We start from the raw sequence: 12,906 nt of genomic DNA, 5'->3' as shown, positions 1-12,906 counted from the left end.
GGACGTCGTGGGCGCCCACCGTATCCCCTTCCCGGCCGGGCCGGGGCGTCGGCGCCCCGGCCGGCGACCGTGCGGTCCGCTCAGCCGGCGCGACGCACCTCGGCGGCGTAGTCGTCGAGCAGGGCGAGCACGCCCGCGTGCTGCCACACGCGGTTCCGCGTGCGGCCGGTGGCCTCCTGCAGCACGCCGGCATCGGTCAGCTGCGCCAGGGCCCGCTGCGCCGTCATCGCCGGGACGTCGAGGACCTGCTGGAGGTGCCGTGCGGTGACGATCGGCTGGCCGATCAGGAGCGGGAGCACCCTCCATGCCAGGGCGTGACGGCGCACCCCGCGCAGACGCTCGCGATCCTCCGCGAGCTGGGCGGAGAGGGCGTCCACCAGGCGCGTCCCGGTGGCCGCGGCGTAGCGCGCGGCACGAGCGAACTCCTCCACGATCGGCCGCGCATCCCCGGCGCGGTACGCCGTCAGCGCGTCCGTGTACGCCGACAGCTCGGTGAGCAGCCCGGCCGAGACGGGCGCCGTAGTGGTGAGCAGCCCCTTCCCGCGCAGCATCGCGTGCGCGAGGGCGCGCCCGGTGCGGCCGTTGCCGTCGGTGAAGGGGTGGATGGTCTCGAACTGGGCGTGGGCGATCGCGGCGTGGAGGAGGATCGGCAGGTCGTCCCGCTCCAGGAACGCCAGCAGGTCGCGCATCGCGGCGGGGACGTCCTCCGCCTCCGGGGCGACGTGCACGGCGCCGAGAGGGCTCAGGCCGCTGCGGCCCGCCCACACCAGCTGGCGGCGCAGACTGCCGGCGCCGGCGCTGCCGACGAGCAGCTCCGCGTGGAGGGCGAGGACCGCCTCGAGGTCGAGACGATCGGCGAGGCGGAGCGCGGCCTCCATCGTCCGCACGTTCGCGACCACGGTGCGCGCGTTCGCGCTGCGTGACTCGTCGATCTCCGCGAGGGCCAGTTGTCGCGCCCCGACGGTGAGATCCTCGATCTGCGAGGACGAGGCGGACTCCGTGCGCAGCAGGATCGAGCTCATCGGCCCGAGGGCCGGGTCGTCGGCGCCGAGGCGGGCGATCGCGTGGGCGTCGAAGGCGGTCAGCGCGTTCTCGGCGTCGGCGACATCGGCCGCGAGGTCGCTCGGCAGCGTCGGCGCGTACGGAGCCCGACCGGCCAGCACTGCGGGGAGCGTCGCCTCGTACGGGCCCGAGCCCCGCGCCCGGGCCGCACGCGAGGCGAGGCCGTCCTCGGGCACCGTCCACGTGCCGGCACGGTGCTCTACCGGCGCCACCGGGAGGGGAGACGGAACTGTGCGCATTCCCTCAGTGTAGTAACACTTTCCTCAGGAAGTGTTATCAACGGACGCTGCGGGGCACAGTTCTCAGGCGTCGCCGGACTCCGCCTCCAGGCGCTCGAGCTCCTGGTCGGCGATCTTCGGGTCCAGCTTCACGAAGATCGGCGTGGGCTTGACGACCGTCTGTCCCACCACCACCGGGCGGTGCTCCCAGGCGGGCACGGCGGTGTAGTCACCGGTGATGACCGGGTACGACGGCCCGCCGTCGAGATCCTCGACCTCCTCGATCCGCGGCATCGGCGCGATCTCCCGCTCGCCGCCCAGGGCGCGCTCCACGGCGTTGGCCGACTGCGGCAGGAACGGGGCGAGCATCGTGTTGAGGTCCGTGACCGCCTGGGCGAGCACGTGCAGCACCGTGAGCAGGCGCGGGCGCTGCTCCTCCGCCTTCAGCTTGAACGGCTCGGTGCGGGACACGTACGCGTTCGCCTCGCCCACCAGGCGCATGATCTCCGCGATCGCGGCGCGCTGCCGGTGCGCCTCGATGAGACCGCCCACGGTGGTGAACCCGGTGCGGATCTGGTCCAGCAGGGCGGTGTCGATCTCCTCCAGCGCGCCGGCGGCGGGGATCTCACCCACGTTCTTGGCGATCATCGCCGCGGTGCGGTTGACCAGGTTGCCCCAGCCCGCCACGAGCTCGTTGTTGGTGCGGGAAACGAAGTCCACCCAGGTGAAGTCCGCATCCTGGTTCTCCGGGCCGGCGGCGGAGATGTAGTAGCGCAGCGCGTCGGGCTGGTAGCGCTCGAGCACGTCGCGGACGTAGATCACCACACCCTTCGAGGAGGAGAACTTCTTGCCCTCCATCGTGAGGAACTCGCTGGAGACGACCTCGGTGGGGAGCTTCAGCTCGCCGAAGCGGCCCGGCGCGCCGCCCCTGTCGCCCTGGCCGTTCTGCGCGATCATCTCCGCCGGCCAGATCTGCGAGTGGAAGACGATGTTGTCCTTGCCCATGAAGTAGTAGGCGAGGGTCTCGGGATCGTTCCACCAGCGGCGCCACGCCTCCGGGTCGCCGGAGCGGCGCGCCCACTCGATCGAGGCGGAGAGGTAGCCGATCACGGCGTCGAACCACACGTACAGGCGCTTGTTGGGCTGGTCCTCCCAGCCCGGCACCGGGATGCCCCAGTCGATGTCACGCGTCATCGCACGCGGCTTGATGTCCTCGAGGATGTTCTGGCTGAACCGGATCACGTTCGGGCGCCACAGACCGGTCGCCTCCCGCTCGTCGAGCCAGCGGCCCAGCTCGCCGGCCAGCGCCGGCAGGTCCAGAAACCAGTGCGAGGTCTCGATGAACTCCGGGGTCTCGCCGTTGATGCGGGAGACGGGACCGACGAGGTCCGTGGGGTCGAGCTGGTTGCCGCAGGCGTCGCACTGGTCGCCGCGCGCCCCGGGGGTGCCGCAGATCGGGCAGGTGCCCTCGATGTAGCGGTCCGGGAGGGTGCGCCCGGTGGACGGCGAGATCGCCCCCGAGGTGGTCTTCTCGAGCATGTAGCCGTTGTCCCGCACGGACACGAACATGTCCTGCACCACCTGGTAGTGGTTGCGCGTGGTGGTGCGGGTGAACAGGTCGTAGGAGAGCCCGAGCGCCACCAGGTCCTCGACGATGAGGCGGTTGTTGCGGTCGGCGAGCTCGCGAGCGGTGATGCCCTCCTTGTCGGCCTCGACCAGGATCGGCGTGCCGTGCTCGTCGGTGCCGGAGACCATGAGCACGTCGTGGCCGGCCATCCGCATGTAGCGGGAAAAGACGTCGGAGGGGACGCCGAAGCCGGCGACGTGACCGATGTGGCGGGGACCGTTGGCGTACGGCCAGGCGACCGCGGACAGGACTGTGCTCATGGGATCCGATTCTAGGGGAGGCGGGACGGGGCGAGGCCCGCGCGCCTCCTCGACAGCTCCCCGCTCTCTGCCCGGTTCCTTCCCGACTCCTCGCGAGAACCTCCGCATCGCACGGCGAGACTGGGCGGATGATGACCGGCCGCGTTCCCTTCACCCCGCTCGAGGAGCGGATCGACGAGTGGGCGCAGCGACGCACGGCCGCCCACGCGAGCGCCGACGGGGCGTGGCGGCACCGGCTCGTGGAGCTGGTCGCCTTCGGCCTCAAGCAGGCCTGGGCGTGCGTGTTCGGAGCGGTGATGCTCGCACTGCTGGTCGGTGCACGGCTGCTGTACCCGGACGATGCGCCGCTCGCGCGCGCCGACGCGCTCGTCCTCGCGGCGGTCGCGGTGCAGGTCGCGATGCTCGCCCTGCGTCTCGAGAGCCTGCGGGAGATGGGCGTGATCGCGGTCTTCCACGTCGTCGGCACCGTGATGGAGGTGTTCAAGACCGCGGTCGGCTCCTGGGCGTACGAGGCCGACGGCCTCCTGCGGATCGCAGAGGTGCCGCTGTACACGGGATTCATGTACGCGGCCGTCGGCTCCTACATGGTGCGCGTGATGCGCCTGTTCGACCTGCGCTTCACCCGCTACCCGCCGCGGTGGGCGACGGCGGTGCTCGCCGCCGCGATCTACGCGAACTTCTTCACCCACCACTACCTGCCCGATGCCCGGTGGGTGCTGCTCGGGGCGATGCTGCTGCTGTACGGGCGCTGCGTGATGTCCTTCCGCAGCCATCGCCGTGCCCCGTGGAGGCGCCTGCCCGTCGTGGTGGCCTTCCTCGGGGTGGCGCTGCTGCTGTGGATCGCGGAGAACGTGGGCACCGCGGCCGGCGCCTGGATCTACCCGCACCAGCAGTCCGGCTGGCACCTGGTGCCCCCCGCGAAGTTCGTCTCCTGGCTGCTGCTGATGCTCGTCTCCGTCGTGCTGGTCACCCTCGTGCACCGACCGCGGGAGACACATCCCGTGACATCCCCGCCCGCCGTCGGAGCGTCGCGGGGACGTGGCGAACGGTGCGGTGGGACGGGGAGAAGTGGATACCCTGTGACCATGAGCAACGAAGGACTCGCCGCCGCGCAGCAGAAGATGGTCGACGCCGGGGTCGCGCAGACCGCGATCGACGTCTTCTCCCACTACTACGGTCAGCTCGAGGACGGGGTGACCGGGACGATCCCCGAGGACACCATCGAGCCCTACCTCGAGCCGCCCCGGCTCGAGGACGTCTCGATCGACCCGGCGCACGCGAAGCAGGTGTTCGACCAGCTCGCGATCATCAACCTCAACGGCGGGCTCGGCACCTCCATGGGTCTGGACCAGGCCAAGTCGCTGCTGCCCGTCCGCGACGGCAAGAGCTTCCTGGACATCATCGTCGAGCAGGTCCTCGCCGCCCGCCGCGGCACCGGATCGCGCCTGCCGCTGCTGTTCATGAACTCGTTCCGCACCCGCGAAGACACCCTCGAGGTCCTCGCGAAGTATCCCGAGCTGCCCGTGGGCGACCTGCCGCTGGACTTCCTGCAGAACAAGGAGCCCAAGCTCCGCACCGACGACCTCACCCCGGTCACCTGGGACGAGGACCCGGCGCTGGAGTGGTGCCCGCCCGGCCACGGCGACATCTACACCGCCCTGCAGACCTCCGGACTGCTCCAGCAGCTGCTGGACGCGGGGTTCAAGTACGCCTCGGTCTCCAACTCCGACAACCTCGGCACCGTGCCCAGCCCGGTGCTGGCCGCCTGGTTCGCCTCCACCGGTGCGCCCTACGCCGCCGAGCTGTGCCGCCGCACCCCCGCGGACCGCAAGGGCGGCCACCTCGCGGTGCGCAAGTCCGACGGACGCCTGATCCTGCGCGACACCGCGCAGACGCCCGCGGAGGAGATGGAGTACTTCACCGACGAGCACCGCCACCCGTTCTTCCACACCAACAACCTGTGGTTCGATCTCGAGCAGATGGCGGCCGTGCTCGAGGAGCGCAAGGGGATCATGGGTCTGCCCCTGATCCGCAACGAGAAGACGGTCGACCCCTCGGACAAGTCCTCCACGCCCGTGTACCAGATCGAGTCCGCGATGGGCGCCGCGATCGAGGTGTTCGACGGCGCGACCGCGATCGTGGTGGGCCGCGACCGCTTCCTGCCGGTGAAGGCGACCTCGGACCTGCTCCTGGTGCGCTCGGACGCGTACACCCTCGACGAGCGCGCAGCCCTGGTGCAGCAGGTGGGGGCCGTGCCCACGGTGTCGCTGCAGTCCGACTCCTACAAGCTCATCCAGGACTTCGAGCCGCGCTTCCCCTACGGCGTCCCCTCGCTGAAGGAGGCCTCCAGCCTCGATGTCCAGGGCGACTGGACCTTCGGCGCGGACGTCTCCGTGATCGGCGACGCCGTGCTCGGCGAGGAGGGCGGCGAGGTGCCCGAGGGCGCCCGCGTAGGGACCGCGACCACGAGCTGAGCCGGAGCGGGCCGGGGCGGGGTGGGATTCCCCCGCCCCGGCGCCGCTCAGTCCCGGCCCCGGGCCCACCCCTTCCCGCCGGTGAGGTCCAGGCGGTGCGGGAGCGGATTGCCGTAGCGGTGATCCGTGGCGCTGATCGCCTGCTCGTGGAGGAACGGGAGCAGCTCCACCCGTCCGCTGGCCACGACCACCCCGGTGAACAGGGCCACGTCGATGCGGTCGGCGAGGGCGCGCCGCAGCGCGTCGTCGGCCTCCCCGATCAGGCGGATCCGGGACGGCGCGAGGCTCGGCACCCGCGCCGCGAAGACGTCGACCCCCTCGACCCTCACGGACGCGGCGTCCACGCCGTTCTCCAGCGCGACGTCGCCCAGCGACTCCTCCGCCACGGAGACCTCCACCGGCGCGCCCACAGTGGCGGCCGCGTGCAGCACGCGGGCCAGCTCCTGCCCCGAGGTGCCCGCGGCGGCGCGCACCATCACCGGAAGCGGCAGGTGCCGCAGCACGTTGATCTCTCCGTGCAGGTCCTGCACGTCGCGCGGGGCGAAGGTGGTGGCCCAGTGCTCGCGGTCGCTGTGGCGCGCCTCCGCCAGCCACTGCTCGGGATCGACGAGCGCATCGGGGACGTCGCCGGCGTCGGCCCAGTCGGTGAGGTGCACGAGGTAGTTCGGCCCGCCGGCCTTCGCGGTCTGCCCGATCGCGGAGCGCTTCCACCCGCCGAAGGGCTGCCGCTCCACGATCGCGCCGGTGATGCCGCGGTTCACGTACAGGTTCCCGGCCTCGACGTGCTCGGTCCACCAGGCGATCTCCGCGGGCTCCAGCGAATGCAGGCCGGCGGTGAGGCCGTAGGCGGTGCCGTTCTGGATCCGCACCGCGTCCTCGAGGGTCTCGGCGTGGATCACGCCGAGCACCGGGCCGAAGTACTCGGTCAGGTGGAAGGGCGAGCCCTCCTGCACCCCGGTGCGCACGCCGGGGGAGAAGGTGCGTCCCTCCTCGTCCAGCTGCCGGGGCCTCGAGAGCCAGGTCTCGCCGTCGGAGAGCTCCGTTAGACCGGAGCGGAGCTTCTCGCCGGGCGGCTCGATCACGGGCCCCATCTGCACCGTCGGATCGGTGGGGGCGCCCACGTGCAGGCTCAGCACCGCGTCGGCGAGCTGGGCGGAGAAGCGGCGGGAGTGCGTCACCGAACCGACGGTGATCACCAGGGACGCCGCCGAGCACTTCTGCCCGGCATGGCCGAAGGCGCTCGCGGCCACGTCCCGGGCGGCGAGGTCCAGATCGGCCTGGGGCGTGACGATGATCGAGTTCTTGCCGCTGGTCTCGGCGAGGATCCGCAGCTCGGGGCGCCAGGAGGCGAACATCGCGGCGGTGTCCGAGGCGCCGGTGAGGATGAGCTGCGAGATCCGCTCATCCGCGATCAGCGCCCGCCCCACCTCGTTCTCGGGGACGTCCACCAGCGTGAACACGCCCTCGGGCACGCCGGCCTCGTGCAGCAGGCGCCCGATCAGGGCGCCGCAGCGACGGGACTGGGGCGCGGGCTTCATCACCACGGCGCTGCCGGTGACCAGTGCGGCCAGGGCGCCGCCGGTGGGGATGGCCACGGGGAAGTTCCACGGCGGGGTGACCAGGGTGAGCGGGCGGGCCCGGCCCACCAGGTCCGTGCGGCGGGCGAGCTGCTCGGCCTGCTCCGCGTAGTAGAGGGCGAAGTCGATCGCCTCGCTCACCTCCGGATCGCCCTGCTCGAGGGTCTTGCCGGTCTCCGAGGCCATCACCTCGAGCAGCTCGCCGCGGTGCGCGGCGAGGGTCCCGGCCACGCGGCGCAGGATCATCGCGCGCTTCTCGACGCCGAGCGCCTCCCAGGCGGGCTGGGCCGCCACGGCGGTGGCGAGCACGGAGTCCACGGCCTCGACCGTCTCCAGGCGGGCGGCGCGCACCTCCGCCTGCCCCAGCTCGGAGCCGCGGATGCGGTGCGTGATCCGGGCGGCCCACGCCTGGTTCGCGGCGGTGGAGAGGTCGGTGTCGGGCGTGTTGCGGAACGCGCCGGGCACGGCGGGCACGGCCGGGGAGCCCAGCGGCAGCGGACCGGCCGCGCCCCGCACCTCCGCGCCGCGGTCCTGGTCGCGGTGGGTGGGCAGGGAGGTCTCCCGCAGCGCCTGCTCGAGCGCTCGCGCGAAGCGGTCCTGCTCGCGGGCGAAGAGCTGCTCCGAGGTGTCGAGCTCGAAGGCGGCGGAGAGGAAGTTCTCCGAGGAGGCGTTCTCCTCGAGACGGCGCACCAGGTAGGAGACGGCCACGTCGAAGTGGCGCGGGTGCACGATCGGCACGTACAGCCGCATCGTCCCGGTCGCCTCGCGGACCACGGCCTGCTGCCCGGGCGCCATCCCGGCGAGCATCTCGAACTCCACGCCGTGGCCGGGGCCGGCGGGGATCGACCGCTCCCGCATCAGCAGGTGCGCGAAGGCGACGTCGAAGAGGTTGTGCCCGGCCACGCCGAGCTGCACCGCCTCGAGCCGGTCGGGGTGGAGGGCCTCGATGAGCATCCGCTTGTACTGGGCGTCGGTGGCCTCCTTGGACAGCAGCGGCGCCTGGGTCCACCCGTGCACGGAGGCGTCCACCTGCTCCATCGCGAGGTTCGCGCCCTTGACCAGGCGCACCTTGATCGGCGCTCCGCCGGCGGCCACGCGGCGCTCCGCGAAGCGGCGCACCCGGGCCATGGCGGTGGGGGCGTCGGGCAGATAGGCCTGCAGCACGATCCCGGCCTGCAGGGACATCAGTTCGGGGCGGTCCAGCAGGGTCTCGAACACGCGCAGCGTCAGCTCGAGATCGCGGTACTCCTCCATGTCCATGTTCAGGAACGTGGGGTGGTCGCCGCGGGCGGCCTCGAGGTACAGCGGCAGCAGGGTCTCGACGATGTGCTCGACGGTCTCGTCGGCCGCCCACAGCGGCAGGTGGTCCACGATCGAGGACACCTTGATCGAGGCGTAGTCCACGTCCTCCCGGGCCACGAGCTCGCGCACGCCCTCGAGGCGACGGGCCGCCTCCTGCGCACCGAGCACGGCCTCGCCGAGGAGGTTGATGTTCAGCTTCGTGCCGTCGGCCGTGAGGCGCTGGACGGCGGCGGTCAGCGGCCGGGGCCGGGCGTCGAGGATCAGGTGCCCCACCATCCGCCGCATGGCGGCCTGCGCGGTGGGGACGACCACCGACGGGGCGAGGCCCGAGGCGGCGCCGCCGAGGCCGATCACGCGTCGCAGCGGGGCGGGGAGGAACGCCGGCGGGTCCTGGGCGAGGCGGCGCAGCTCGACGGCGGCGGCGCGGGGGTCCTCGGGGCGGATCACCCGGTCCACGAAGGCGAGCGTGAAGTCCAGTCCCTTCGGATCCTGCAGCAGGTCGGAGAGCATCTTCGCCGGTCCCGGCACGGGGTGCGCGGCGGCGGCGTCGACCCAGGAGCGGACCTGCGCGGCGACCTCCTCGGCGGAGGGGATGGCGCCGGGGTCGGGCTGGTGCGGGGAGTGCGGGGCGGGCACGGACGACAACAGGGATCCTCCTCGAGGACGGGCACCGCGACGGTGCGGTGGGGCTGTGGGGCTGTGGGGCTGCTGCGCCGACGGGGCATGCCGCGCGCTTCGATCGTATGTCCTCCGCGGGGCGGTCGAGGCCGCCGGAGGGCCCGGTTCGTGGAGGTTCTGTGACCGAAGCGGGACCGAAGTGGGACGAACCCGACTCAGGCCCCGGAGCTCACCCGGAACGCGTCCTCCTCGCGCTCCTGATCCCGTCGCCGAGAGGGCGTCGGCGGCCCGCCCCCGGGGCACCGGCGGGACGGATGCGCGGGGCCGGCGGAGGGACCGGTCGGTCGGCGCGCCCGCGCCCGTTCACCGGGCTGTGGCACGATGCAGGCACACCGACGACGTTGGAGGCAGTGATGAAGAAGGTCATCTTCCTGGCCGGACTCGCGATCGGCTTCGTGATCGGCTCCCGTGCGGGCCGCGGACCGTATGAATCCCTCGAGCGCACTGCCCACCGGGTCGCCGAGGACCCCGAGGTGCAGCGCCGTGCCGCGCAGGCGCGGGAGACCACCGCGCGGGTCGCGCAGGAGACCGCCGAGACGGTGCGGGAGAAGGGGCCGGAGGTGGCGGCGACGGCGCAGGGCGCGGTCGCCGGGGCCGCGGGCGCCGCCCGCGAGCGTCTCTCCGGGAGCTCCGCCGACGGCACCGAGGCGGACGGGACCGGAGCCGACGGGCTCGACGAGGACGCGGCCGCGATGGCCGAGGACTCCGCGGGCACGGCCGATGCCGGCGGCGACGCCGAGCTCGGCGAGGACCGCCCCCTCAGCACCTGAGGCGGGCCTCCGCGGTCCCGCCGCACGGCCGGGGACCGACGCTCCCGACCGTGCGGTCCGCTCAGCCCAGCACGTGGACGCCGGCCCGCGCCTCCTCCTGCATGAAGCACGGGCCGCACAGCGACATGTAGGTGGTCTGCGCGCCGTCGATCGCGACCTGGGCGCCCTCGAACACGAAGCGACCGTCCACGGCGCGGCAGTTGAACTCCGCCTGGGAGCCGCAGCGGCACATCGTGGGCAGCTTCTCGATGTTGTCCGCGAGCTCCACCAGGCGCCGCGCCCCCGGGAACATCGCGGTGCGGAAGTCCGTGCGCAGCCCGTAGCAGATCACCGAGACGCCATCGAGCTTCGCGATCCGGAACAGGTCGTCGATCTGCGCGGGCTCCAGGAACTGGGCTTCGTCCACCAGCACGCAGTGCAGGGGACGCAGGTCGCGCTCGTCGGCCGTCGAGTTCACCCGTGCGCGCAGGTCGTCGCCCTCCGCGGCGAGCACGTCCACCCGCCGTCGGGCCCCGCCGCGGGCCACCACCCAGTCCTCGCCCTTGGTGTCCAGCGCCGGCTTGACGGTGAGGGTGTCCAGGCCGCGCTCGTCGTAGTTGTAGGCGGTCTTGATCAGCGTGTCGGACTTCCCGGAGTTCATCGCTCCGTACTTGAAGTGCAGCTTGGCCATGCGTGGGGCTCCGAGGGTGGGCGCGGTCGGGACGCCTGCGAGTGTAGGCGCCGCCCTGTTGCATACTGACCACGCCCGTCCACCCCGAGGAGAAGCCGTGAGCCCACGTCGTGACCATCGTTCGGCGGAGGCGCCGCGTCCCGGCACCCGCAAGCCGTACACGCGGCCCAGCAGCGCGCACCGCACCGCGCGGGAGAAGCTCTCCCGTCGACTCACCGCCGGGGACCCGCGCAGCGACCAGGATCCGCAGCGCCGGATTCCGGTGGGACTGTCCACCTCCTCGGTGTTCCCGGCGGGGGTGGAGGAGGCGTTCCGGCTCGCCCACGAGATCGGGTACGACGGGATGGAGGTGATGGTCTCTTACCCGCGCGACAGCCAGGACCCGGAGATCCTGCGGGAGTACTCCGAGCGCTACGAGCTGCCGATCCTCTCCCTCCATGCGCCCACGCTGTTCTTCCTGCAGGGCCTGTGGGGGAAGGACGCCTGGGTGAAGATCGAGCGGACGCTCGAGATCGCCCGTGAGCTCGACGTGGCCACGATCGTGGCCCACCCGCCGTTCCGCTGGCAGGGGAAGTACGCCCGCGGCTTCGTGGAGGGCGTGGCCCGCCTGGAGGAGGAGCACGGCATCGCGATCGCCGTGGAGAACATGTACCCGTGGCGGCTGGGGGTGCGGGAGCTGCTGAACTACTACCCGGACCACGACCCCACCGACGAGGACTACCGCCACGTCACCGTGGATCTCTCCCACGCGGCGACCGCGGGAGACGATGCGCTGGAGATGATCGAGCGCCTCGGCGACCGACTCAGCCACCTGCACCTCACCGACGGCTCGGGCCGCACCACCAAGGACGAGCACCTGCCGCCCGGCGAGGGCAACCAGCCCTGCGCCGAGGTGCTGCGCCGCCTGGCGAACCGCGGCTGGGAGGGGTCCGTGCTGCTGGAGGTCACCACCAGCAGCAACGCCGAGATCCGGGAGCGCACGCTGCGCCAGAGCCTCGCCTTCGCCCGGCACCATCTGGGCCATCACCTCGACGGCGAGGACGGCGGGCCCGACGGCGAGGACGGGACGGACGTGGGATCCACCACCCCGTGAGGGAGTCCCCAGGGGCAGGTGTGACAATGGCGCACGGATGTGCCGGGGGCGCTGCGGCGACCCGGCACCACGACGGCCACACGGAACGACGAGGTAGCGCACGCTGATGGGGAACGGGAACACAGGGATCGTCCACACGAACACGTCTCTGCTGGCGGTGGAGATGACCGTCCCGCAGGTGACGGTCACCTCGGACGAGATCGACGACATGCTCTCCCCGGCCCGCAAGCGGCTGCGCCTGCCCAAGGGTGTGCTGCAGCGCGTGGCCGGCGTCTACGAGCGGCGCTGGTGGCGCGACCGCGAGAACGGCTGGAAGCAGGGCGTGGTGCTCGCCGCCGAGCGCGCCATGGCCAAGGCCGGGATCATGCGCGACCAGGTGGGCCTGCTGATCAACGCCTCGGTGTCCCGCCAGCACCTCGAGCCCGCCGTCTCCACCGGCATCCACCACTCGCTGGGCATGCCCTCGAGCTGCATGAACTTCGACATCACCAACGCCTGCCTGGGCTTCGTCAACGCGATGACGATGGCGGCGGGGATGATCGACTCCGGCCAGATCAAGTACGCCCTGATCGTGGGCGCGGAGGACGTCGAGGAGGTGCAGCGCGGCACCGTGGAGCGGCTGAACGCGAAGAGCTCCACCCGCGCGGACTTCAACAACCAGTTCGCCTCGCTCACCCTCGGCTCCGGTGCCGCGGCGGCCGTGCTGGGCCCGGCGGACGTCCACCCCGAGGGCCACCGGCTCAAGCACACCCAGTCCCGCGCCGGCACCGAGCACCATGAGCTGTGCGTGGCGAACATGCAGGACATGCGCACGGATTCCGCGGGGCTGCTGGAGAACGGGATCCAGCTGATCCTGGACACCTGGAAGGGCGCCAACGAGGCCGGGTACGACTTCAAGAGCCTCGACTACGTGATCCCGCACCAGGTCTCCTCCGTGTACATCCGCAACTTCTCCACCATCACCGGGGTGGGGATGGAGCGGATCCCGGTCACGCTGGCGGACTGGGGCAACGTCGCCGCGGAAGCGGTGCCGATGGCGCTCGCGCACGTCCAGGACGACATCCGTCGCGGGCAGCGGGTGCTGCTGATGGGTGTGGGCTCCGGACTGAACACGGCGATGATGGAGGTCGAGTGGTGAACAGCCCCCGCAGCATTCGCGGCATCGGCCGCCGCCG

At 72.1% G+C, this 12,906-nt stretch carries 8 protein-coding genes and 1 pseudogene; 5 read left to right on the top strand and 4 right to left on the bottom strand.

Going from position 1 to position 12,906, the window contains the following annotated elements; genetic code table 11:
• Positions 1 to 80: 80 nt before the first annotated feature.
• Positions 81 to 1,301, bottom strand: coding sequence for a Fic family protein (locus tag DWV08_RS06170; RefSeq protein ID WP_164740398.1), 1,221 nt, complete (start codon positions 1,299 to 1,301; stop codon positions 81 to 83).
• A gap of 63 nt (positions 1,302 to 1,364) precedes the next feature.
• The gene (gene metG, locus DWV08_RS06165; protein ID WP_115412994.1) at positions 1,365 to 3,167 is read right to left on the bottom strand and encodes a methionine--tRNA ligase; all 1,803 of its coding nucleotides are present in this window, start codon (positions 3,165 to 3,167) and stop codon (positions 1,365 to 1,367) included.
• Between the two features lie 128 nt (positions 3,168 to 3,295).
• Here metG and DWV08_RS06160 point away from each other — a divergent pair.
• Positions 3,296 to 4,114, top strand: a pseudogene (locus DWV08_RS06160) (DUF817 domain-containing protein); the annotation flags it as partial.
• 138 nt (positions 4,115 to 4,252) lie between these two features.
• Positions 4,253 to 5,641: a UTP--glucose-1-phosphate uridylyltransferase gene (locus DWV08_RS06155; RefSeq protein ID WP_115414930.1), complete on the top strand. Its 1,389-nt coding sequence runs from the start codon at positions 4,253 to 4,255 to the stop codon at positions 5,639 to 5,641.
• 47 nt (positions 5,642 to 5,688) lie between these two features.
• On the opposite strand, the gene DWV08_RS06150 is transcribed toward DWV08_RS06155, so the two are convergent.
• Positions 5,689 to 9,168, bottom strand: coding sequence for a bifunctional proline dehydrogenase/L-glutamate gamma-semialdehyde dehydrogenase (locus tag DWV08_RS06150; RefSeq protein WP_420897513.1), 3,480 nt, complete (start codon positions 9,166 to 9,168; stop codon positions 5,689 to 5,691).
• Between the two features lie 383 nt (positions 9,169 to 9,551).
• Here DWV08_RS06150 and DWV08_RS06145 point away from each other — a divergent pair, with 383 nt between their 5' ends.
• The gene (locus tag DWV08_RS06145; RefSeq protein WP_115412992.1) at positions 9,552 to 9,968 is read left to right on the top strand and encodes a hypothetical protein; all 417 of its coding nucleotides are present in this window, start codon (positions 9,552 to 9,554) and stop codon (positions 9,966 to 9,968) included.
• Between the two features lie 61 nt (positions 9,969 to 10,029).
• On the opposite strand, the gene DWV08_RS06140 is transcribed toward DWV08_RS06145, so the two are convergent.
• Positions 10,030 to 10,638 carry a thymidine kinase gene (locus DWV08_RS06140; protein WP_115412991.1) on the bottom strand — a complete coding sequence of 203 codons (609 nt, stop codon included), beginning with the start codon at positions 10,636 to 10,638 and terminating at the stop codon, positions 10,030 to 10,032.
• 97 nt (positions 10,639 to 10,735) lie between these two features.
• On the opposite strand from DWV08_RS06140, the gene DWV08_RS06135 reads away from it, so the two are divergent.
• Both DWV08_RS06135 and DWV08_RS06130 read left to right on the top strand, forming a co-directional pair.
• Positions 10,736 to 11,731: a sugar phosphate isomerase/epimerase family protein gene (locus tag DWV08_RS06135; RefSeq protein ID WP_115412990.1), complete on the top strand. Its 996-nt coding sequence runs from the start codon at positions 10,736 to 10,738 to the stop codon at positions 11,729 to 11,731.
• 106 nt (positions 11,732 to 11,837) lie between these two features.
• A complete protein-coding gene (locus DWV08_RS06130) occupies positions 11,838 to 12,869 on the top strand; it encodes a 3-oxoacyl-ACP synthase III (protein WP_115412989.1) in 1,032 nt (343 codons plus the stop codon).
• Positions 12,870 to 12,906: the final 37 nt, after the last annotated feature.

Source organism: Brachybacterium saurashtrense (assembly GCF_003355475.1).
In the GTDB taxonomy this organism is placed as follows: Bacteria; Actinomycetota; Actinomycetes; order Actinomycetales; family Dermabacteraceae; genus Brachybacterium; species Brachybacterium saurashtrense.
Note: the sequence above shows the minus strand (reverse complement) of the source record. Positions and strands in the feature narration are given on the sequence as shown.

What these genes read in the sequence shown, in the direction of transcription:
- DWV08_RS06170 (WP_164740398.1), bottom strand. Translation starts at nt 1,301, where the DNA reads ATGCGCACAGTTCCGTCTCCCCTCCCGGTGGCGCCGGTAGAGCACCGT.
- metG (WP_115412994.1), bottom strand. Translation starts at nt 3,167, where the DNA reads ATGAGCACAGTCCTGTCCGCGGTCGCCTGGCCGTACGCCAACGGTCCC.
- DWV08_RS06155 (WP_115414930.1), top strand. Translation starts at nt 4,253, where the DNA reads ATGAGCAACGAAGGACTCGCCGCCGCGCAGCAGAAGATGGTCGACGCC.
- DWV08_RS06145 (WP_115412992.1), top strand. Translation starts at nt 9,552, where the DNA reads ATGAAGAAGGTCATCTTCCTGGCCGGACTCGCGATCGGCTTCGTGATC.
- DWV08_RS06140 (WP_115412991.1), bottom strand. Translation starts at nt 10,638, where the DNA reads ATGGCCAAGCTGCACTTCAAGTACGGAGCGATGAACTCCGGGAAGTCC.
- DWV08_RS06130 (WP_115412989.1), top strand. Translation starts at nt 11,838, where the DNA reads ATGGGGAACGGGAACACAGGGATCGTCCACACGAACACGTCTCTGCTG.